General features: G+C 69.9%; 25 protein-coding genes. 14 read left to right on the top strand and 11 right to left on the bottom strand.

Annotation, left to right across the window (positions count from 1 at the left end):
* The first annotated feature begins 42 nt into the window (after positions 1 to 42).
* Positions 43 to 1,416 (top strand): diguanylate cyclase domain-containing protein, encoded by a 1,374-nt coding sequence (locus OEZ60_RS07105; protein WP_263334563.1) that lies wholly within the window; start codon positions 43 to 45, stop codon positions 1,414 to 1,416.
* A 9-nt stretch (positions 1,417 to 1,425) separates the two neighbouring features.
* On the opposite strand, the gene OEZ60_RS07100 is transcribed toward OEZ60_RS07105, so the two are convergent.
* The 4 genes from OEZ60_RS07100 to OEZ60_RS07085 form a co-directional block, all read right to left on the bottom strand.
* Complete coding sequence (locus tag OEZ60_RS07100) at positions 1,426 to 1,905, bottom strand: periplasmic heavy metal sensor (protein WP_263334561.1); 480 nt, start codon at positions 1,903 to 1,905, stop codon at positions 1,426 to 1,428.
* Positions 1,906 to 1,910: 5 nt separating this feature from the next.
* The gene (locus tag OEZ60_RS07095) at positions 1,911 to 2,282 is read right to left on the bottom strand and encodes a hypothetical protein (protein WP_263334559.1); all 372 of its coding nucleotides are present in this window, start codon (positions 2,280 to 2,282) and stop codon (positions 1,911 to 1,913) included.
* Positions 2,275 to 2,859, bottom strand: coding sequence for an RNA polymerase sigma factor (locus OEZ60_RS07090; RefSeq protein WP_263334558.1), 585 nt, complete (start codon positions 2,857 to 2,859; stop codon positions 2,275 to 2,277). Before OEZ60_RS07090 ends, OEZ60_RS07095 begins: the two co-directional genes overlap by 8 nt.
* A gap of 78 nt (positions 2,860 to 2,937) precedes the next feature.
* Complete coding sequence (locus OEZ60_RS07085; protein WP_263334557.1) at positions 2,938 to 3,552, bottom strand: EF-hand domain-containing protein; 615 nt, start codon at positions 3,550 to 3,552, stop codon at positions 2,938 to 2,940.
* Between the two features lie 163 nt (positions 3,553 to 3,715).
* Between OEZ60_RS07085 and OEZ60_RS07080 the strand changes: the two genes are divergently transcribed.
* Positions 3,716 to 4,114: a DUF983 domain-containing protein gene (locus tag OEZ60_RS07080; protein ID WP_263334556.1), complete on the top strand. Its 399-nt coding sequence runs from the start codon at positions 3,716 to 3,718 to the stop codon at positions 4,112 to 4,114.
* Entirely contained in the window at positions 4,107 to 4,787 is a 681-nt protein-coding gene (locus OEZ60_RS07075; RefSeq protein WP_263334554.1) for an NUDIX hydrolase, read from the top strand. Before OEZ60_RS07080 ends, OEZ60_RS07075 begins: the two co-directional genes overlap by 8 nt.
* Before the next feature lie 147 nt (positions 4,788 to 4,934).
* Here the strand turns inward: OEZ60_RS07075 and OEZ60_RS07070 are convergent, their stop codons facing one another.
* The 3 genes from OEZ60_RS07070 to OEZ60_RS07060 are packed head-to-tail and all read right to left on the bottom strand — an operon-like array spanning position 4,935 to position 6,900.
* Positions 4,935 to 5,828, bottom strand: a complete 894-nt coding sequence (locus OEZ60_RS07070) for a DMT family transporter (protein ID WP_263334552.1) — start codon at positions 5,826 to 5,828, stop codon at positions 4,935 to 4,937.
* A gap of 36 nt (positions 5,829 to 5,864) precedes the next feature.
* On the bottom strand, positions 5,865 to 6,752 hold the full coding sequence (locus tag OEZ60_RS07065; protein WP_263334550.1) for a fatty acid desaturase: 888 nt from the start codon (positions 6,750 to 6,752) through the stop codon (positions 5,865 to 5,867).
* The gene (locus OEZ60_RS07060) at positions 6,745 to 6,900 is read right to left on the bottom strand and encodes a DUF2061 domain-containing protein (protein ID WP_411709788.1); all 156 of its coding nucleotides are present in this window, start codon (positions 6,898 to 6,900) and stop codon (positions 6,745 to 6,747) included. The genes OEZ60_RS07065 and OEZ60_RS07060 overlap by 8 nt, the downstream gene beginning before the upstream one ends.
* Positions 6,901 to 7,063: 163 nt before the next feature.
* Between OEZ60_RS07060 and OEZ60_RS07055 the strand changes: the two genes are divergently transcribed.
* Both OEZ60_RS07055 and OEZ60_RS07050 read left to right on the top strand, forming a co-directional pair.
* Positions 7,064 to 7,927 carry a helix-turn-helix domain-containing protein gene (locus OEZ60_RS07055; RefSeq protein WP_263334547.1) on the top strand — a complete coding sequence of 288 codons (864 nt, stop codon included), beginning with the start codon at positions 7,064 to 7,066 and terminating at the stop codon, positions 7,925 to 7,927.
* 89 nt (positions 7,928 to 8,016) lie between these two features.
* A complete protein-coding gene (locus OEZ60_RS07050) occupies positions 8,017 to 8,802 on the top strand; it encodes a sulfite exporter TauE/SafE family protein (protein ID WP_263334546.1) in 786 nt (261 codons plus the stop codon).
* A gap of 42 nt (positions 8,803 to 8,844) precedes the next feature.
* On the opposite strand, the gene OEZ60_RS07045 is transcribed toward OEZ60_RS07050, so the two are convergent.
* On the bottom strand, positions 8,845 to 9,351 hold the full coding sequence (locus tag OEZ60_RS07045) for a lipocalin family protein (protein ID WP_263334544.1): 507 nt from the start codon (positions 9,349 to 9,351) through the stop codon (positions 8,845 to 8,847).
* Positions 9,352 to 9,450: 99 nt separating this feature from the next.
* Here OEZ60_RS07045 and OEZ60_RS07040 point away from each other — a divergent pair, with 99 nt between their 5' ends.
* Positions 9,451 to 10,437, top strand: coding sequence for a GlxA family transcriptional regulator (locus OEZ60_RS07040; RefSeq protein ID WP_263334542.1), 987 nt, complete (start codon positions 9,451 to 9,453; stop codon positions 10,435 to 10,437).
* Here OEZ60_RS07040 and OEZ60_RS07035 read toward each other — a convergent pair.
* Positions 10,431 to 11,474, bottom strand: coding sequence for an aldo/keto reductase (locus tag OEZ60_RS07035; RefSeq protein WP_263334541.1), 1,044 nt, complete (start codon positions 11,472 to 11,474; stop codon positions 10,431 to 10,433). The genes OEZ60_RS07040 and OEZ60_RS07035 overlap by 7 nt on opposite strands.
* 168 nt (positions 11,475 to 11,642) lie before the next feature.
* Between OEZ60_RS07035 and OEZ60_RS07030 the strand changes: the two genes are divergently transcribed.
* Together OEZ60_RS07030 and OEZ60_RS07025 are read left to right on the top strand one after the other, a co-directional pair.
* Positions 11,643 to 12,308: an ImuA family protein gene (locus tag OEZ60_RS07030; protein WP_263334539.1), complete on the top strand. Its 666-nt coding sequence runs from the start codon at positions 11,643 to 11,645 to the stop codon at positions 12,306 to 12,308.
* Positions 12,309 to 12,352: 44 nt separating this feature from the next.
* Positions 12,353 to 12,916, top strand: a complete 564-nt coding sequence (locus OEZ60_RS07025; RefSeq protein WP_263334538.1) for a YceI family protein — start codon at positions 12,353 to 12,355, stop codon at positions 12,914 to 12,916.
* Positions 12,917 to 13,008: 92 nt separating this feature from the next.
* Here OEZ60_RS07025 and OEZ60_RS07020 read toward each other — a convergent pair whose 3' ends face one another.
* A complete protein-coding gene (locus OEZ60_RS07020) occupies positions 13,009 to 13,878 on the bottom strand; it encodes an NAD(P)H-dependent flavin oxidoreductase (RefSeq protein WP_263334536.1) in 870 nt (289 codons plus the stop codon).
* A 122-nt stretch (positions 13,879 to 14,000) separates the two neighbouring features.
* On the opposite strand from OEZ60_RS07020, the gene OEZ60_RS07015 reads away from it, so the two are divergent.
* The 6 genes from OEZ60_RS07015 (at position 14,001) to OEZ60_RS06990 (ending at position 20,017) form a co-directional block, all read left to right on the top strand.
* Positions 14,001 to 14,405 (top strand): VOC family protein, encoded by a 405-nt coding sequence (locus OEZ60_RS07015; protein WP_263334534.1) that lies wholly within the window; start codon positions 14,001 to 14,003, stop codon positions 14,403 to 14,405.
* A gap of 85 nt (positions 14,406 to 14,490) precedes the next feature.
* The gene (locus tag OEZ60_RS07010; protein ID WP_263334532.1) at positions 14,491 to 15,714 is read left to right on the top strand and encodes an MFS transporter; all 1,224 of its coding nucleotides are present in this window, start codon (positions 14,491 to 14,493) and stop codon (positions 15,712 to 15,714) included.
* A 75-nt stretch (positions 15,715 to 15,789) separates the two neighbouring features.
* Positions 15,790 to 17,508 (top strand): methionine--tRNA ligase, encoded by a 1,719-nt coding sequence (gene metG, locus OEZ60_RS07005; RefSeq protein ID WP_263334530.1) that lies wholly within the window; start codon positions 15,790 to 15,792, stop codon positions 17,506 to 17,508.
* Positions 17,509 to 17,896: 388 nt separating this feature from the next.
* On the top strand, positions 17,897 to 18,343 hold the full coding sequence (locus OEZ60_RS07000) for a hypothetical protein (RefSeq protein WP_263334529.1): 447 nt from the start codon (positions 17,897 to 17,899) through the stop codon (positions 18,341 to 18,343).
* 217 nt (positions 18,344 to 18,560) lie between these two features.
* Positions 18,561 to 18,809 (top strand): ParB N-terminal domain-containing protein, encoded by a 249-nt coding sequence (locus OEZ60_RS06995; RefSeq protein ID WP_263334527.1) that lies wholly within the window; start codon positions 18,561 to 18,563, stop codon positions 18,807 to 18,809.
* Positions 18,810 to 18,982: 173 nt separating this feature from the next.
* The gene (locus OEZ60_RS06990; protein ID WP_263334525.1) at positions 18,983 to 20,017 is read left to right on the top strand and encodes a fatty acid desaturase; all 1,035 of its coding nucleotides are present in this window, start codon (positions 18,983 to 18,985) and stop codon (positions 20,015 to 20,017) included.
* A gap of 81 nt (positions 20,018 to 20,098) precedes the next feature.
* On the opposite strand, the gene OEZ60_RS06985 is transcribed toward OEZ60_RS06990, so the two are convergent.
* Positions 20,099 to 20,305 (bottom strand): cold-shock protein, encoded by a 207-nt coding sequence (locus OEZ60_RS06985; protein WP_263334524.1) that lies wholly within the window; start codon positions 20,303 to 20,305, stop codon positions 20,099 to 20,101.
* Positions 20,306 to 20,403: the final 98 nt, after the last annotated feature.

Here is a 20,403-nt window from a genome sequence, read left to right as displayed (position 1 = left end):
TGAGGGTAACGGACGCGCATGTAAACGGGACGGAGCTGCATCGTGGCTGGGAAGATTCTCATCGTGGATGACGTCGCGACGAACCGGATCGTGCTGAAGGTGAAGCTCGCCTCGGCCTTCTATGAAACCGTTCAGGCCGCCTGCGGCGTCGAGGCGCTGAAACAGGCGCGCGGGATGCGGCCCGACCTCGTGCTCCTCGATGTCGAACTGCCCGACATGAACGGGATCGAGGTCTGCAGGCGGCTCAAGGCCGATCCCGCGACCAGCGGTATCCCGGTGGTGATGGTCACCGCCTTCCACGACCATGCCCGCAAGATGGAGGCGCTCGCCGCCGGCGCGGAAGAGGTGTTCTGGAAGCCGCTCGACGAGGCGGTGCTGATGGCGCGGCTCAGGAGCCTCCTCCGGGCGCGCGAGACGGCCGAACAGCTCGGCCTGCGCGACGGCACCTACCGCGAACTTGGCTTCGCCGAGGGGCCGCAGCCCTTCGCCGGCCCCGCCCTCGTCGGCCTGATCGCCGGCCGGGCCGAGACCGCGCTCGCCTGGAAACGTGACCTCGCCGGCCACCTGAACGACCGGCTCCAGGCGCTCGACGGCACCGCGGTGCTCGGCGACCTCGGCTCGGGGCCGGTGCCGGACGTCTTCGTCGTCGCCGCCGACCTCGCGCGGCCGGGTGACGGCCTCACGCTGATGTCGGAGCTGCGCTCGCGGCCCGCGACCCGCTTCTCGGCGGTCTGCGTGATGCTGCCGCGCGCCGGGCGCGACACCGCCGCCATGGCGCTCGACCTCGGCGCGAGCGACCTGATCGAACCCGGCGCCGACCCGGTCGAGATGGCGCTCCGGATCCGCACCCAGATCGCGCGCAAGCGGCAGTCCGACCGGCTCCGCGCCTCGCTCGAGAACGGGCTCAGGCTCGCGATGACCGACCCGCTCACCGGGCTCAACAACCGCCGCTACGCGCTGCCGCATCTCGCCCGGATCGCCGAACGGGCCCGTGCGGCCGGGCGCCAGTTCGCGGTCATGGTGCTCGACCTCGACCGCTTCAAGGCGATCAACGACAGCCGTGGCCATGCCGCCGGCGACGCGGTGCTGATCGAGGTGGCGGCACGACTGCGCGGCAACCTGCGCGCCGTCGACCTCCTCGCCCGGATCGGCGGCGAGGAATTCCTCGTGGCGCTTCCCGACACCACGCCCGAAGCGGCGCAAGCCACCGCCGAGCGGCTGCGCCGGGTGATCGGCGACCGGCCCGTGCCGATGCCCGACGGCGCGGCCGCGATCCCGGTCACGCTCTCGATCGGCCTTGCGCTCGGACCGGGGCCTGCGTCTGTAGAGGATCTCGTCGATCTCGCCGACCGTGCGCTCATGGGCTCCAAGGCCGATGGCCGCAATATCGTCACGGTCGGTCGCAGCGCCGCCTGAGCTGCAGCCTCAGCGCCACCAGCGCCGCGACGTCGCGGCCTCGATCCGGTCGGCAAGCTTGTGCCGCGCCTCCGGCGACATCTGGGAGATCCGCTCGACCAGGAGCCGCTGGCCAAGCTCGAGCCGCTGGGCGGTGCGCGCACCCTGTGCCGCCATCGCCGCTGAGACCGCGGCCGGGTCCCAGGGCTCCGCCCGCAGCGAGGCCACGAGCCGCTCGAAATCGCCGCGCGCCTCGCGCCGCATGTCCCGGAAATCGGGCCTGGCAGCGAGGAAGGCGTCACGCAGGGCGGCCCGGTCCTCGCGGCTCAGCGCCTCGGTGAAGGGTCCGAAACCCACGTCATGCGGGCGCCAGTGGCCACCGCCGCGATGATGCCCGGCCACCGACCCGGCGATCACCGCCACGACGAAGAAGTTGAGCCCGAGCGAGGCGATGAGCGCCCACTTCAACCAGCCCCCGCCGCGCTTTCCGGTCTTTTCCGGTTCAGCCATGCTCATCACTCCCCAACCACCAGCGCCGCGAAATCCTCGGTCCCCGGCATCAGCTCGACCGACGCGATGGGCTCCAGACCCAGAATATCGCCGCCATAGGACGCCGGATCGGCGATGCCCGCATAGCCGATCCAGAGACCCGCCGCCGTTGCGGTGACGAGCCCGCCGAGCCCCTGCCAGCCGCCGAGCGCCTGCGCGAGCCGCGCCCTGAGCGGCACCCGGGGCACCTGCGCCGCAACGGGCCGCGCCACGTCCTGCACCTGCCGCGCATCCGCGTGTATCCGCGCCAGAAGCGCCTCCGTGGGCACCGGCGGCTCTCTCCGCGCCGCTTCGAAGAAGGCTTCCAGCCGCTCGTCTGTCCGGTCCGTCTCAGCCATCGTCAAACCCCAGTTCCTCGCGCTTGCCCGCCAGCGCCTCCGCCAATCCCCGCTTGCCGCGTGCGACAAGGCTTTCGACCGCCTCGACGCCCACCTCCATGATCTCCGCGATCTCGGGATTGGCGAGCCCTTCGAGATGGCGCAGCACCACCGCCTGGCGCTGCCGTTCCGGCAACCGCATCAGCGCTGCCTCGAGCGCCGCCGCCCGGTCCTGGGCGACAAGCCCGGCCACGGCCCCCGGCCGCTCGTCCGCCGGATCGGCCGCGGCGTCGAGCGGCAGCGTGCGCCGCCGCCGCAGCCGGTCGGTGGCGAGGTTGGCCGCGACCCGGTAGAGCCAGGTCGAGACCCGAGCCGCACCGCCCTGCCAGTCCGGCGCGAGGCGCCAGAGCCGCAGCATCGCCTCCTGCGCCACGTCCTCGGCCTCGGCCGGATCGGCGAGCATCCGCGCCGCGACCCGGTAGGCCACTGGCGCCAGCCGGGCGGTCAGAATCCGCGCGGCCTCCGGATCCCCGTTGCCGTAGAGGATCAGGAGCGCCTCGTCCGAGGCCTCGGCCAATGCGTCGATTGCGTTGCCCATCGGCGGAATGGCTAGCCTCAAACCCATGAAACCGCAATCGCCGCCCGCCCCGGTGCCGGGGCGGGCGGCGCGTCATCATCACTCGGTGCCACCCTCTTCGCCCGTGGCCGCATCGGGCGCGAACATGCGGTGCATGGCGCCGCGGCGACCCATCCACTCATGCACTGCGTCGAACTCGTCCGCGCTCACCGCGCCGTCGCCATCAGCATCGGCAAAGCCGAACATCCGCTCCGGCATCGGCATCGCCAGCATCTCGGCCGCGCCGAGCTTGCCGTCGCCATCGAGATCGCGCGATTCGAGCATCCGCTTGGCCATGACCTCGGCGCGCGCCTGCATTCGCCCGGCGATATGCGCCGACAGTTCCTCGGCCGAGATCAGGTTGTCGCCGTCGGCATCGAGCCCGGCGATCTCGGCCTGACGGTGGGCGCGGAACTCCTCCTCGGTAATCTTGCCGTCGCCGTCAGCATCGAGTTCCGCGAAGTCGAGCCCGGAACCGGCCATCATGCCGCCCATCCCCATCATGCCGCCCATCATCCCATGGCCCGGCATGTCGTGCATCATGCCGCGCATCTCGTGCCCGGACATGCCGCCGCGCCCGAAGCCGCGGTCATGCGCCGCGAGGACGGTCGGTGCGACGAGTGCCGCGGCCCCGACCGAAAGCGCCAGCGCTGCGAGAATGCTGTTCCTGATCATGCTCGATTCCTTTCCGTTGCAAGAACCGGGCGGCCGCGCCGCCCTCTGATATGTAAAACGCGCGGGCCGGGCGGTTCCGTCGGGCGCGGGGCCGAAAAAAGCGCGGCGGGGTATCGCACTCCCTGGGTTCGGTGCTAGATGCTGGACATCAGGAGACGCGACCATGACCGATGTGACGATCGAACCCGAGGACGACCGCCCGGTGAAGCCGGCGCTCCTGCGCGGCTGGCGCCGGCGCTGCCCGGCCTGCGGCGAGGGCGCGCTTCTGAAGGGCTACCTGAAGGTGCGGGACGCCTGCCCCGCCTGCGGCGAGGCGCTGCATCACCAGCGCGCCGATGACGGGCCGGCCTATGTGACGATCCTGATCGTCGGCCACCTGATGGCGCCGCTGATCGGCTGGGCCTTCGTCGAGTTCCGGCCCGATCCGCTGGTGCTGTCGGGGATCTTCGCGACCGGCTGCGTCGCGCTCTCGCTCTATTTGCTGCCGCGGATCAAGGGCATGTTCGTGGCCCTGCAATGGGCCAAGCGGATGCACGGGTTCGGCGCGGGCAGCGATGTCTGAGGCCGCCTCCCCGCCGATCCGCGACGCGGCGACGGTGCTTCTGGTGCGCCGCGACGGGAACGAGCCTGCGGTGCTGATGGGCCAGCGCGGCGCCGGCGCGGCCTTCATGCCAAGCAAGTACGTCTTTCCCGGCGGCGCGGTCGACGCGGCCGATGCCTCGGTGCCCTTCGCCTCCGAACTCGCGCCGGGCTGCCTCGCGCGCATCGCCGACCGCACGGCACCCGGCCTCGGCCCGGCGCTCGCCGCCGGGGCGATCCGCGAGCTCTGGGAAGAGACAGGGCTCATTCTCGGCGCGCCGGGCGCCTGGCCCGGACCGGTTCCCGAGGGCTGGCGCGATTTCGCCGCGACGGGCCACCTGCCGGCGGCGGCGGCGCTCAGCTTCGTCTTCCGCGCGATCACGCCGCCCGGACGGCCGCGCCGCTTCGACGCGCGCTTCTTTCTCGCGGATGCCACGGCGATCGCCGGCGACCCGGACGATTTCGCCCGCGCCTCCGACGAGCTCAGCCACCTGCACTGGGTGCCGCTCGGCGAGGCGCGGCGGCTCAACCTGCCCTTCATCACCGAAGTGGTGTTGGGCGAGGTCGCCGCGCACCTGAAGGGCGCGCCGGTCGAGGACGGTGTGCCGTTCTTCGACAATTCCGGCTCCGTTCCGGCCTTCCGGCGGCTCGTCTGATCCGGTCGAGCGCGCGGTTCCCGCGCGCATGATCGCGTCTCGCGCCCCTTGCTTTCGCAAGGGCCGCTCGGGTTTGCCTCCGGCAGGGATACTTTGAAAAAGAAGAAAGCACGGGGCCTAGCGGCAGGTTAAAGGGGAAGAGGCGCATCAGCCGAACGTCAGAACGATCACAACGACCGAAGCGACGACGAGCGCCATGCCCGCGGCTTCGCGCGAGCTCAGCCTTTCGCGGAAGACGAGCGCAGAGGCGAGGAGCGTGAAGACGATCTCGACCTGGCCGAGGGCGCGGACATAGGCTGCGTTCTGAAGCGCGAAGGCCGCGAACCAGCCGAGCGAGCCAAGCATGCCGGTAAGGCCCACGAGCGCGGTGCGGCGCCAGCGGGCGAGGACGCGGGCGATCTCGCCTTTCTCGCGCCACGCGAGCCATCCCGCCATCGCCACGGTCTGCAGCGCGGTCGCCGCGGCGAGCGCGAGGAGCGCGCGGATGAGGAACGGCAGCGGCATCAGCTCCAGCGTCGCGCCGCGATAGCCGATCGCCGAGAGCCCGAAGAGCGCCCCCGCCGCGATCCCGTAGAGCGCCGGCCGGCCCAAGAGCCGCGAGCCCCGCGCCGGCGCCTTCGACAGAAGAAGCACGCCCGCGAGGCCGAGCGCGATGGCGAGCCAGCCGACCCCGCCCACCGCTTCGGCGAGGAAGAGCGCCGAGAAGAGCGCCACCTGCACCGTTTCGGTCTTGGTGAAGGCAACGCCCACGGCGAAGTTCCTGAGCTGGAAGAGCGCCACGGTCAGCATCGTCGCGACGATCTGCGCGAGCCCGCCCATCGCGACGTAGCCCCAGAAGGCCGGCGTCGGGCGCGGCAGCGCGGTCCCGGTCGCCGCCAGAGCGAGCATCGCGACGCAAGCCGCCACCGGCGCCGCGAAGAGGAACCGCGCGAAGGTGGCGCCGCCGGTCGAGAGCCCCGCGCCCCGGAGCTGCTTTTGCAGCATGAAGCGCAGTGTCTGCAGGGCCGCGGCGGCCAGCGTGAGGATCACCCAGAGGCTCATGCCCCCTTCTGGCACGGCCCCGGGGCGCGGGAAAGCTCAGCGCAAGGGATGCGGCACCGGATCCTTCGGCTTGACGAGGTAGCGCCGGAAGATCTCGCCATAGGAGGCGAAGACGTAGTTGTCGTTGCGGCGCAGGAACTCCGCCCGGTTGGCGGCGTAATGTGCGGGCAGCCGGTACCAGGCCATGCCGGGCTTGCTGTGATGCACGACATGGAGGTTGTTGTTGAGGAACAGGAACGGCAGCACCCCGCCGCGCTCGACGATCACCGAGCGGCCGCGCGCGAGGTCATGGGCGCGGTGCTCGAGGAAGGTGCGGATCTTCAGGATCGACATGCCGGCATAGGCGGCGGTGAAATAGGCCCAGAACGGCATCGCAGCGGCAGCGATCCAGAGTGTGACGAGCGCGAGCCCCGCGCCATGCAGCGCCCAGTCCCGCGCGATTGCCCGGTCGCCAGCGTGGATCGCCCGGAAATCGCTGCGCAGGAGCGCCACGACCGAGATCGCCGGGCCGAGCACCATTCGCCCCAGAAGCGTGTTGTTGATCCTGAGGAGCAGCTTCAGCGCCCCCGGCAGCCGCGCCCAGACCGTCGGGTCGAGATAGTTCGATTCCGGATCGTCATAGGGATCGGTGAGGTGCTCGTCGCGGTGATGCGCGAGGTGCAGGTCGCGGAACCGGCCATAGGGATAGAACAGCCCGATCGGCAGGAACACCAGCGCCTCGTTGAGCGGCCGCGACCGGAACGGGTGGCCGTGCAGCACCTCGTGCTGGAGCGAGGAGTGCAGCGTCACCGCGAGCGTCAGCGCGACCATCGCGAGCGGCAGCGACCAGGCGGCGAGCCAGAGCGTCGCGCCGGCCCAGACAAGGTAAACCGCGCCGATGAGCGCGAGCGTCGGCCATTCGACGACAGGGGTCCGCTCAGCCATGAGTCTGCCCCCCGGACCGGCCCCAGCCGATGCGCGCCCAGACCCGCTCATAGGCGACGTAGCAGGTGAGCCCGATCAGCGTGTTCACCAACGCCATCGCGCCGCCCACTGCGGCTGAGCCGGTCATCGCGAGTCCCACGAGGGACATCGTCAGAAGCCCCAGCGCGTTCCAAAGAATTGCCTTTAGAATCGTACGTTTGCCAGTGTCCATTCACGCACCTTTCCCCTGTCTCCAGCTAGCCCCGGATCGGTGTGATTGCGAATTCCGAATATGATTAACATTTTTCATCATCCGTGATATTTTTCATCACATGCGCAAGAATATCGACAAACGCGACCGCGCCGGCCTGTTTCGCGGCCGTCTCGCCCGGGCGATGGCGGAGAAGGAGACGACCCAGAGCGGCCTCGCCCGCGCCGTCGGCGTCGACCGCTCGACCATCTCTCAGCTCCTCACCGGCCAGGGCGCGCGGCTGCCGAACGCCCAGGTCGTGGCCGAATGCGCCGCGGCGCTCGGGGTCTCGGCCGACTGGCTCCTCGGCCTCACCGAACGGCCGGAGCGGCTCGCCGACCTGCTCGCGACCTCGCTGACGATGACCGAGGCGCCTCGAGCGCTGATCGACGAGACGATCTTCGGCTGGCACCAGGAGGCGGCGGGCTACAAGGTGCGCCATGTGCCGGCGACGCTGCCCGACATGCTCAAGACCCGGGCGATGCTCCGCTGGGAATACGAACCCCAGCTCGGCCGCACCGCCGACCAGGCGATCGGCGCCTCGGAGGACCGGCTGAACTGGATGGCGAAGGCGGGGTCGGATTACGAGATCGCGCTGCCCCGCCACGAGATCGAGGCCTTCGCCCGCGCCGAGGGCTATTATCGCGGCCTGCCGGCGGCGATCCGCGCCGAGCAGATCGCCCGGCTGAAGACGCTCTACGCCCAGCTCTACCCCTCGCTCCGGATCTATCTCTTCGACGCGCGGCGCGTGTTCTCGGCCCCGGTGACGGTGTTCGGCCCGCTTCTCGCCGTGCTCTATCTCGGCCGCCACTACATCGCCTTCCGCGACAGCGCGCGGGTGACGAGCTTCTCGGGCCATTTCGACTGGCTGGTGCGCGAGGCCGAGGTCGGCGCGCGCGACTTTCCGGGCTTTCTCGACGGGCTCGCCCGCGACGCCGGGCCCTGAACCGGGCCCGCCCTTTCCCCGCATTCCGCCGCTGGAGAACCGCCCGGCCCGTGCTAGACTGCGCGCGGCCATCAGTGCGGGCGCGCGGCATGGGTGCAGAGACCTTCTCGGTCAACTTCGGGGACTGGGGAACGATCGTCCTCAGCAGCGCCGCGATTCTCGTCGCCGCGGTCGTGCGCGGCTTTGCCGGGTTCGGGTTCTCGCTGATCTCGATCACCGCGATCTCGCTCTTGATGCCGGTGGCGCAGATCGTGCCGACGATCTTCCTGATGGAGATCCTCGCCTCGCTGAACCTGCTGCCGGGAATCTGGCGCGAGATCGACTGGCGCTCGCTGCGCTGGGTGCTTCTCGGCTACGTCGCCGGGCTGCCCATTGGCACCCTGGTTCTTGTCAGCCTGCCCGAGGCACCCGCCCGGATCGCGCTCGGGCTGGTGGTCATCGCCGCGGCCATCCTGATGCTGAAGGGGTTCCGGCTCGCCCGCCGGCCCGGCTCCTCCGCGAGCACCGGCATCGGGGCGGCGTCGGGACTGCTCAACGGGGCCTTCGGGGTCGGCGGCCCGCCGGTCGTGCTGTTCTATTTCTCCGCTCCCGGCGCCGCGGCGATCGGGCGGGCGTCGATCATCTTCTACTTCTTCTGTTCGGACCTGCTGGGCGCGGGCTATTTCGCGACCCAGGGCTTGATCACAGGACGGAGCTTCATCCAGCTTGGCTTCTGGCTACCGGCGCTCCTGCTCGGCGTCTGGCTCGGCGCGCGCAGTTTCCGGCGCACCGGCGAGGACGTGTTCCGGCGCTGGGTGCTGCGGATCCTGATCGCGCTGGCCGCCCTCGTGGTAGCCCAGAGCGTCGCGACCGGCGGCTCGCCCGCCGCTTCGTGAGACGGAGCCCCCACAGCGGAGCGGGAGACGCTTCCGAGCCGGTCAGATCGGCTGGAGCCCCGCCGGATCGTAACCGTTGAACTTCAGCACGTCCCTCGCCGCCTGCATCAGGTCCGGCCGCACCTCGGGCGTGCGCGACAGGACGCGGCCGAAGCGGCCCGAGGGCGTTCCGATCACCGCCACCCGGTAGTCGGCATCGACCCAGAGCACCCAGAGCTCGGCCGGGCCGCCGGCCTCGTCCCGCGTGATCCGCCCCGGCCCGGTCACCACGGCGTCCGTCGCCAAGGCGCGCGCGCCGCTCGGGCCGCAGGCCGTGCCGGTGACGCGGTAGCGCCCCGGCCCGGTCGGCGCCCAGGTCTCGGCCAGCGGGCCGCAGCGCGCCTCGTCGCCGTAAGCGGCGGCAACGTGCCAGCCATCGACGAACCGCGCCGGATCGAAGGCCGCCGACGAGGAGATCAGCGCCGCACCGTAGCGGTAGCCGATCGCCGGAGGCGGCGGCGCCGCGCAGGCGGCGAGGGCGAGGCAAAGCGCGAGGGCGCGACGGGGCATGGCGGTCTCCTACCGAGTCAGGCCGACACACTCCGCGAGCCGCGGCGCCGGCACAAGCCGGGTTGCGCGCGATCGCTGCACGAAATACGAAACCGCTTGATGAAAACCGAAAACTCGATCTTCGCCTCCGACCCCGCGCCGCTCACGGTGGCGGTGCTGGTGATGGCCGATACCAACGCGCTGTCGCTGGCGGCCTCCGTCGATCCGATGCGCGCGGCGAACCGGCGCGCCGGGCGAGGCGTCTTCAGCTGGCGCTACTATTCCGCCGCCGGCGGCCCGGTGCCGCTCACCGCAGGGTTCGAGATCGGCACCGAGCCGCTGCCCGACCGGCTCGAGGCCGATCTCCTGATGGTCGTCGCGGGCTTCCGCCTCGCCGAGCAGGCGACGCCGCCGCTCCTCGCCCGGCTGCGCCGGCTCGCGCCGCGGCTTCGGGCGATGGTCGGCATCGACGGCGGCCCCTGGTTTCTCGCCCTCGCGGGGCTTCTCGACGGCCGCGCCGCGACCGTGCACTGGGAAGATCTGGAGAGCTTCGCCGACCGCTTTCCCGCGATCGACGTGCGCCGCGACCGCTATGTGATCTCGGGCCCGATGGTGACGGCGGGCGGTGCCGCGCCCGCGCTCGACATGATGCTGGAGCTGATCCGTGCCCGGCACGGGGCGGAACTGATGCTTCGGGTCGCTGGCGCCTTCCTGTACGAACCGCTGCATGCCGCCACCGTGCCGCAACAGGCGGTGTCTGCCGCCCGCCTCGCCCGGGGCGACCCCGCGCTCGGCCGCGCCATCGCGCTGATGGAGGGCGCAATCGAGGAGCCGCTGCCGGTCGCGGCGATCGCCCGCCGCATCGGCCTGTCGCAGCGCCGGCTGGAGATGCTCTTCGCCGAGCGGCTCGGCATCAGCCCGGGCCGGTTCTTCCTCGACCTGCGCCTTGACGAGGCGCGACGCATGGTCACCGACACCCGGCTTCCCCTGCAGGAGGTGGCGCTCCGAACCGGCTTTTCGAGCCAGGTCGCTTTCGCCCGCGCCTTCCGCGCCCGCTTCGGCGCGGCCGCCTCCTCGCTCCGCGCCCCCGCGCGGCGGCGTCAGTAGGGCATCGGATGGGCGCGGTGCGCCGCCGCGATCTCGGCCAGCACATCCTCGCCGAGCCTGAGGTCCGCCGCGTCGAGCGCATGGTCGAGCTGGCCAAGCGTCGTGGCGCCGAAGATCGGCACCACCGGGAAGGGCCGCGTCAGCGTCCAGGCCAGCGCCATCTGCGCGGGATCGAGCCCGGCCCGGTTCGCGATGCCGAGATAGGCCGAGACTGCCTCCCAGACCCGGGGCGATACCCGCCCGCCGAGGCCGGGATTGACCGCGCGGCGCGACCCTTCCGGGATCACGTCGCCCGCGTACTTGCCGGTCAGGAGCCCCGCGGCGACGGGCGAGAACGCGAGGAGCGTGACCTTCTCGTTATGGCCGAGCTCGGCGAGGTCGGTGTCGTAGAGCCTGCAGAGCAGCGAATACTCGTTCTGCAGCGACAGCGGCCGCGGCCCCCGCCCCTCGTCCGACAGCCGGAGCCACTGCGCCATGCCCCAGGCGCTCTCGTTCGAGAGCCCCCAGTGGCGGATCTTGCCCTCGGCCTGAAGGGCCGCCAGTGTCTCGAGGCATTCGGCCATGTTGGCGAGCACCGCCGCGCGGTCCTGCTTCGAGGGGTCGTAGCTCCAGTTCTGGCGGAACATGTAGCTGCCGCGATTGGGCCAGTGGAACTGATAGAGGTCGACATGGTCGGTCCGGAGCCGCCTGAGCGAGGCGTCGAGTGCACGGCGGATCGAGCCGGCGTCGATCACCTCGCCCTTGTCGCGCGCGATGCTGCCTTCGCCCGCGATCTTGGTGGCGATCACCCAGTCCTCGCGCCGCCCGCTCCTCGCGATCCAGCTGCCGATGATCTCCTCGGTGCGGCCGAGGGTTTCCTTGCGCACCGGATTGACCGGGTACATCTCGGCGGTGTCGAGGAAATTGACGCCGCGCTCGGCGGCACGGTCGATCTGGGCATGGGCCTCGGCCTCGGGCGTCTGGCTGCCCCAGGTCATGGTGCCGAGGCAGAGGATCGAGACCTCAAGGTCGCTCGTCGCGAGCGTGATACGCCGCATGGTCCCTCCTCGATTGCGCGGGGTCGAGCTTGGCCCGCCACCGCGCCCGGCGTCAAGCGCGGCCGGGGGCGCCGCCCCCGGACCCCCGGGGGTATTTGGGCAATGAAGAAGGGCAGAAGCGGGGTGCGGGGCGTTGAGAACAAATAAAGAACAATATACTCTTTTCCCATGCCGACTCACGCCCTCGCCCAGCTCGTCTCGCGCCAGAACCGCCGGCCGCGCGCCGCGCTGCCCTTCCTCGGCGCGCTCACGCTGGCGCGGGCGCGGGCGCACGAGTTCTGCGGGCCGGCGCGGCGCACGCTGGCGCTGATGGCGGCGCGCGGGACCGAGGGGCCGGTCGTCTGGCTCCGCCCCGGCTGGCTGCCCGAGCGGCTGTTTCCCGAGGGTGTCCTGTCCTTTATCGAGCCGGGCCGGCTCATCTTCGTCACCCCGCGCCGGCCCGAGGATCTCATGTGGTGCTTCGAGGAGGCCTTGCGCGGCGGCGCGGTGGCGCTCGTCGTCGCCGAACTGCCCGAGCCGCCGCGGCTCACGCCCGTCCGCCGGCTCCATCTCGCCGCCGAGACCGGCGCCGAGGAGGGCCGGGTGACGCCGACCGGGCTGATGCTGACCCCCGGCGCGGGCGGCGCACCCGGCGTCGAGAGCCGCTGGCATATCGCGCCCTGCCACGCCCCCGGCGAGACCCGCTGGCGGCTCGATCTCCTCCGCGCCCGGGCCGAGCCGCCGGCCGCCTGGATCATCGCCGCGCCGGCCGAGCGCGCGGGCTTCACGCTAGCGCGGGTGAAATCCACCCCCGATCACGGGGAAATGACGGAAGATCCGCGCCGCACCGGCTAGACTGGCCGCGGCCCGCGCCCGGCGGGTCCCGCGAAGGGCTCCCGATGCGCCGCATTGCCCTCATCCTCGCTCTCGGCCTCGCCGCCCCCGCAGCGGCCGAACCCCTGCGCTACCGGCTCGATGGCGCCAATTCCCGGGTCGGCTTCGAGGCCGATTTTGGCGCCAACCTGATCCGCGGCCAGATGCCCGTCGCCGCCGCGGACCTGCTTCTCGACTTCGACGATGCCGCCGCAAGCCGGGTCCGCGTGACGCTTGCCCCGGACAGGGCCCGCTCCAACCTCCCCTTTGCCACCGAGGCCCTGAAGAGCGATGCAGTCCTGGCCACCCGCAGCCATCCCGAGATCAGCTTCGCCAGCACCGCCGTGCGCCCGACGGCCACCGGGGCCAACGTCACCGGGCTCATCACCATTCGCGGCGTCACCCGCGAAGTGACGCTCGCCGCACAGCTCTACCGCCCGAAGGGGAGCCGGCCGGGCGAACGCGACACCCTCGCGGTCCTGCTGACCGGCCGGCTGAGCCGGGCGGCCTTCGGCGCCGCCGGCTTCTCCAACCTCGTGGGCGACGAGGTGCGGCTGAGGATCCTTGCCCGGATCCGCCGCAACGGCTGAGGCCGCGATGATCCGTCAGACCCTCCCCTTCATCGCCCGGCTCGCCCCCGCCACGAGATCGGCCACGATCTCCGCTGCGCTTTCGGCACGCGTCACGAGACCGACGCCCTGCCCCGCCCAGAGCGCGCCGCCTCGGTCTCGCCCTGCATCTTCGAGCGCGTCGCGACCGCGTCGTAGCGCAGGACCGCGCCACCATCCGCATCACGCGCGATCACTTGACCCTCGCCGGGCCGTTCGCCATGCGCCGGGGGACCCGCCGCCCCCCGGTCCTCCACCGTGCTGTTGCGGAGCACGCGGCCCGTCGCGCCGGGCCAGCCGCCATCGAACAACCGCGAATGGGACGTGTCCGATGCCACAGCGGCCGGCACGCGGTCGCGGTAGACGGGATGGATGTCCGCCGCTCGGGCCGCGAGGAACCGCGTCCCGGTCCACGCCGCCTCCGCCCCGCGGCACAGCGCCCCGGCGAATCCCCTGCCATCCGAATTGCTGCCCGCCGCCACGACCGGCAGCGGCTCCACCGCATCGACGACGGCGGGGACAAGCGCCATGGTCGCGACCTCACCGCGCACAGGGCCGCCGGCCTCCGTCGCCCTCAGCGGCTCCTCGACACTTCCGACCGAGGCCATGCTCAGAGCCCCGGCCTCGCGCACCTGCGTCGTATAGGGCGCGACATCGCCCCAGAAGAACGACACCACCTTCGGCGGAGCGTCGAGGATCGCGCGCATCTCGTACCGGACGTCGTGGGACAGTATCACATTTGCCACGATCCCGGCCGAGGTCAGCTCCGCCGCCCGGTTCGGCTGGTCCCGCGTGCCGTCGTAGCCCCAGCCGGTCATGGCAATGCTGCCAAGGCCTCCCGCATTTGACCCGGCCGCCGCAAGCTCGGGGCATGAAATGCCGCCGATCGCGGTCTGGATGACCGGAATTTGGGTACCGAGCCTGTGGCATGGCGGCGTTTTCACGCACGGCCTCTCCGATCGTGCTATGATGGATGATCCCACGTCGCCGGCCGCACGGCAGCATTCCGGAGACCGCCGTTTCGCGCGCCGCCGATCCGGAATCGGCGGCGGAAGGAGGACACCTCATGCCGACCCTCGCCCTGCACCATGTTTCGATCCCGTGTCGCGACCTTGCGCGCTCCGCCGCCTTTTACGAGGAGGTCTTCGGTTTCGACCGTCTCGAACGGCCGTCGTTCCACATCGCCGGGGTCTGGCTGGGCTGCGGCACCCAACAGATCCATCTCATCGACAATGCGCAGGGCTCGTTCCGCGACACTCCCGACATCAGCATCGCCGACACACATTTCGCCTTCAGAACCGACGATTTCGACGGGGCGCTCGCATCCCTCACCGCGAGAGGCTTCAGCGCGACCGCGCCCGAGGGAGATCCGAGGCGCCTTCTGGTGCTGCGCGACGGGCCAGCGGGGTTCGCGCAGCTCTATCTCCTCGATCCGGACCTGCATATCGTCGAGATCAACGCCGCGCCGTGAAGTAAGTGGCGAAGGGGTAGCTTTTGGGGCTGGGCATTGCCGGCCAGTCACGACATGGTGGCGCCATCCCGAAAGATGACCTCCGATGCGCCTGCTGATCTCCTTCGCCGCCCTCTTCCTCTCGGTCATCCTGCTGCAGCTCGGCACCGGCGGCGTGGCGCCGCTCGACGCGCTTTCGGGCGTCGAACTCGGCTTCACCAAGTCCGAGATCGGAACCCTCGGCTCGGCGCATTTCTTCGGCTTCTTCATCGGCTGCTGGTGGGCGCCCCGCCTGATGGGCGCGGTCGGCCATTCGCGCGCCTTCGCGGCCTTCACCGCCGCCGGCACGATCGGCCTCATCGCCCATATGATGATCGTCGATGCCGTGGCCTGGGCGCTCCTCAGGATGCTCTCGGGCGCCTGCGTCGCGGGCTGCTACACGATCATCGAGGCCTGGCTGAACGCCAAGGTCACGAACGAGACGCGCGGCCGCGCGATGAGCATCTACCGGGTCGTCGACATCACCGGCTCCCTGGGCGCCCAGCTCGTCATCGGCATTCTCAGCCCGGCGGTCTATTTCTCCTACAACCTCCTCGCGCTTCTTTGCTGCGCGGCGCTCCTGCCGATCACCGTGAGCCGGGTCGAGCAGCCCGAGATGCCCGAGGCGCCGCGGCTCCGGCCCGCGATGGCCTGGCGCCGCTCGCCGCTCGCCGCGATGGGCGTCGTCGTCTCCGGCGTCACCGGCGCGGCCTTCCGCATGGTCGGCCCGATCTACGGGATCGAGGTCGGGCTCTCGGCCGACAAGATCGCGCTCTTCCTCGCCGCCTATGTCGTCGGCGGCGCGGTGGTGCAGTTCCCGCTCGGCTGGCTCGCCGACAAGTACGACCGCCGCCACGTCCTGATCGGGCTCTCGGTCGCCGCCACCGCCTCTTGCGCCGTGACGGTGGGGCTCTCGGGTATGGGCGTGGCCAGCGTCTATCTCGGCGCCGCGTTCTTCGGCATGGCGACGATCCCGATCTATTCGGTCTCGGCCGCCCATGCCCACGACTTCGCCAACACCTCCGAACGGGTCGAGCTCTCGGCCGCGCTGATGTTCCTCTATGCTGTCGGCGCGATCGCCTCGCCGGTCGTCACCTCGGCCCTGATCGAGGCCTATGGCGCGCCGGCGATGTTCATCTTCATCGCGCTGACCCATCTGGCGCTCCTCGCCTTCAGCCTCCTGAGGATGCGCGCCCGCCCGGCGCCCGAGGCGCGCACGGCCTATGTCAACACCCCGCGCACCTCGTTCCTTGTCGGTCGGCTCTTCGGCCGCAACCGCGACGAGGGCTGATCCGCGACGGAACCCTCTGGTCCTCGCCCCCCGAAGCCGCTAAATCACCGCCCCAACGACAGCAAAGGCGCGCGCATGACCCGGATCCTGATCACCTCCGCCCTGCCCTACATCAACGGCATCAAGCATCTCGGCAACCTCGTCGGCTCGCAGCTTCCGGCCGACCTCTATGCCCGCTACTGCCGCAACCGGGGCCACGAGGTGATGTTCATCTGCGCCACCGACGAGCACGGCACCCCGGCCGAGCTTGCCGCCGCCAAGACCGGCGAGCCGGTCGCCGACTACTGCGCCCGCATGCACGAGGTGCAGGCCGAGCTGGCGAAGGGCTTCCGCCTGTCCTTCGACCATTACGGCCGCTCGTCGTCGGAGCGCAACCGCCGCCTCACCCAGCATTTCGCCGGCAAGCTCGCCGAGAACGGCTTCATCGAGGAGGTGACGGAAAAGCAGGTCTTCTCCCACGCCGACAACCGCTTCCTGCCCGACCGCTACATCGAGGGCACCTGCCCCAATTGCGGCTATGAGCGCGCCCGCGGCGACCAGTGCGAGAACTGCACCAAGCAGCTCGACCCGACCGACCTCATCAACCCCCGCTCGGCGATCTCCGGCTCGACCGATCTCGAGGTGCGCGAGACCAAGCACCTCTATCTCCGCCAGTCCGCGCTCAAGGACGAGATCGACGTCTGGATCGACAGCCAGACCGACTGGCCGGTGCTGACCACCTCGATAGCCAAGAAATGGCTCCATGACGGCGACGGGCTGCAGGACCGCGGCATCACCCGCGACCTCTTCTGGGGCGTGCCGGTCAGGAAGGGCGATCAGGACTGGCCCGGCATGGAGGGCAAGGTGTTCTACGTCTGGTTCGACGCGCCGATCGAATACATCGCCGCCACCGCCGAATGGGCCGACGCGAAGGGCCTCGCCGAGGCGGACTGGGAACGCTGGTGGCGCACCGACAAGGGCGCCGACGATGTCCGCTACGTCCAGTTCATGGGCAAGGACAACGTGCCCTTCCACACGCTCTCCTTCCCCGCGACGATCATGGGGTCGCGCGAGCCCTGGAAGCTTGTCGACTACATCAAGTCCTTCAACTACCTCAACTATGACGGCGGCCAGTTCTCGACCTCGCAAGGGAGGGGCGTCTTCATGGACGACGCGCTCTCGCTTCTCCCCGCCGACTACTGGCGCTGGTGGCTCCTCTCCCACGCGCCGGAGAACTCCGACAGCGAGTTCACCTGGGAGAACTTCCAGACCTCGGTGAACAAGGACCTCGCCGACGTGCTCGGCAACTTCGTCAGCCGCATCACCAAGTTCTGCCGCTCGAAATACGGCGAGGCCCTGCCCGCAGGCGGCGAGACCGGCGAACGGGCGCAGGCGCTGATCGACGAGCTCGAAAGCCGCACCCGCGCCTACGAGGCGCATATGGAGGCGATGGAGATCCGCAAGGCGGCGACCGAACTCCGCGCGATCTGGGTCGCGGGCAACGAGTACCTGCAATCCGCCGCGCCCTGGACGGTCCACAAGACCGACCCCGAGCGCGCCGCCGCGATGGTCCGGCTCGGCCTCAACCTCGTCCGCCTCTACGCGATCCTGTCGGAACCCTTCATCCCCGACGCCTCGACGACGATGCTCGACGCGATGAAGGTCGCGGACCGCGCCTGGCCCGGCGCCATCGCCGAGGCGCTGACCGCGCTCAAACCCGGCCACGCCTTCGAGACCCCCGAGGTCCTCTTCGCCAAGATCGCGGACGAGGACCGCGAGGACTGGGAGAAGCGGTTCGCCGGCGTCAGGGCCTAGGGCGGGCTTCGGCCCGCCGCAACCCCGCGCCTCGGACCTGGTCCGGGACTTCCGCCCGAGTCATTTCCCGAACACACAAATTCCCTCACGACAAAGGGCATCGCCCGAATCCTTGGGTGGGCGAGAGCGCCCGTCCCTTGGGCGCCGTGCGGGCACTGCCCGGCCCGGATGCGGCCCGGACGGGCAAAATGTCTGAAATGCGGACCAGACGGTCATTCGCCGCTTTTGCCCCAATGGCCGCCTTTGTGCCGACATCGGGTTTGGCCGAGAACACGTTGCTAGTGATCGAGCAGATCAGGGCAAGAGCACATCTACCCACCACACCACCGCCGGACTCTGTTCGCTAAGACGTGAGCGGGCATGCGGTTGCCGCTGCCGGGAATTCCGTGTGAATGTACTTACCGAGCGCATTCCGCACGTTTTCTTTTACACAATGCAACAAGTGGAGCGATGGTTGATGAAAAATCTCGGACCGCGCGGCCTTTTGGCCCTGCTAATTCTGGTCGCTGGGGCGGTCGCGGCCTGGGCGGATATCTCGGGGTCGTACTTCGTCTACGGGCGGCACGGCGACGGACGCGCTTTTGAGGGTACGGCAACAATTACTGCCGCCAGCGAAGACCGTTATTCGATCGAATGGATCGTCGGTTCCGGAGTCTATAATGGCATAGGGGTTCTGGAGGGCCGGGTTCTGACCGTCGACTGGGACACCGAAGCACCGGCAGTCTATGTGGTGATGCCAGATGGCGAATTGCACGGTACATTCGAGGACGGCTTGGCCGTGGAACTGTTGACGCCAGAACAGCGGCAGCTCGACCGGGATCAGGGCGCCGATTAGGGATTTCCGTGCTGAGACGCTTCGGTGCTTTCCCTAGTGAACAGGCCACCCATCGTAACCGACATTCGCCTTCCCGCAGTGTTTTGGTCACTCTGGGCTCAAAGCGTTCATCGCCGATGATGCGGGGGCAACCCGCCAACCGCAGACCCGCCCCCCTTCCCGCCTCCGCTCCCATTCTGCTACCCTGCCACATCCCCTCCCCTCGGAGGCCGCGCCAATGCTCGAAAAGACCACCTTCCCGATCGACCGCATCCGCGTGCCGGTGAAGCGTGCCAAGACGCTCGACCCGGAGAAGGTAGCGGCGCTCGCCGAAAGCATCCTCGAAGAGGGCCAGCTCACGCCGATCAGGGTGCGCGCGGACGGCGAGAACTTCGTGCTCGTCGAGGGGCTCCACCGGCTCGAGGCGCTGAAGGCCCTCGGCGAGGAGACGGTCGAGGGCTATCTCACCCATGCCCGGCTGCACTGAGCCGGCGCCGGCGGCATCAGCCTCTCGACAGCGCGCAGGGCGCGGTATAGACGGCTTGCGACTGCTGTATACGCGACAGCCCGCCGGTTGTTGCGCGTCTTTCCGACGATCGAGACTGCGGCGCGGGGCTCCTGCCGGACGCATCGCCCCAACATGGACATGATGCCCCGCGAATGACCACTGCTCCCTTGCCCGCCGCCGCCACTGCCCCGAAGGACTGGGTGCGCATCCTCGCCGCCTATCGCGATCCCGATCCGGTCCGCAGCGCCTTCGAGCTTGCCGTCAGCGTGATCCCCTTTCTCGGTCTCTGGGCCGTCGCCTGGTGGGCGCTCTCGATCAGCGGCTGGCTCGCGCTGGCCATCGCGGTGCTCAACGCCGGATTCCTCGTGCGGCTCTTCATGATCCAGCACGACTGCGGCCACGGCGGCTATTTCCGCAGCCGCGCGCTCGCCGACTGGGCCGGGCGCGCGATCGGGGTCCTGACGCTGACGCCCTACGACGTCTGGCGCAGCACCCATGCGATCCACCATTCCTCGCACGGCAATCTAGACCGCCGCGGCATCGGCGACATCCACACGATGACGGTGGAGGAATACCGCGCGCTGTCGCCCTTGGGGAAGCTCGGCTACCGACTCTACCGCAATCCATTGGTCCTCTTCGGCCTCGGGCCGATCTACCTCTTCATCTTCCAGAACCGGCTGCCGGTCGGGCTGATGCGGAGCGGCGCGAAATACTGGGTCAGCGCGATGGGCACCAATGCCGCGATCGCAGCGATCCTCGCCGGCTTCCTCTATTTCGGCGGGGTGAAAGCGGTGGCGCTGATCTTCCTGCCGACGGTCCTGGTCGCGGCTTCGGCGGGGGTCTGGCTCTTCTTCGTCCAGCACCAGTTCGAGGACACTCACTGGGACCGGGGCGAGGACTGGCAACTCCACGACGCCGCCCTGCACGGCAGCTCGCATTACGACCTGCCGCCGGTGCTGCGCTGGCTGACCGGTAATATCGGCATCCACCACGTCCATCACCTGTACAGCCGGATCCCGTTCTACCGGCTGCCGGAAGTGCTGCGCGACCACAGCGTTCTCGCGACGACGGCACGGCGGCTGACTTTGCGCGAAAGCCTCGCCTGCGCGCGGCTCCATCTCTGGGACGAGCGCGGCCGGCGGCTCCTGTCCTTCGCCGAGGCCCGGAAACTGCCGGCGGCCGCGTAAGCGCCCGCCCGGCGCGGCGCCGGAATCGAAAAGGGCGCAGCTTTCGCCCCGCCCTTCCCGAACGTCCGAACGTCGCTGAGCTCAGGCGAGCTGCAGGTTCGTCGCCGATTCGCGGCCATCGCGGCCGGCTTCGATGTCGAAGGTAACCTTCTGGCCGTCCTTCAGTTCGCGGATCCCGGCGCGCTCAACGGCCGAGATGTGGACGAACACGTCCTTCTTGCCGCCATCCGGCGCGATGAAGCCGAAACCTTTGGTCGCATTGAACCATTTCACGGAGCCCGTAGCCATCGTGATATCTCCTGTCATGATGCCGCCCGCGAAATGCAGCGGCCCGGCGCAGTCAGTCGCAATCGAAGTACTGAGGCCGAAGACGGAGACAGTGGTCG

It is taken from the genome of Albidovulum salinarum, from assembly GCF_025673475.1.
GTDB lineage: Bacteria > Pseudomonadota > Alphaproteobacteria > Rhodobacterales > Rhodobacteraceae > Albidovulum > Albidovulum salinarum.
The sequence above is the reverse complement of the archived record's forward strand: the minus strand, read 5'-3'. Positions and strand labels throughout refer to the sequence as shown.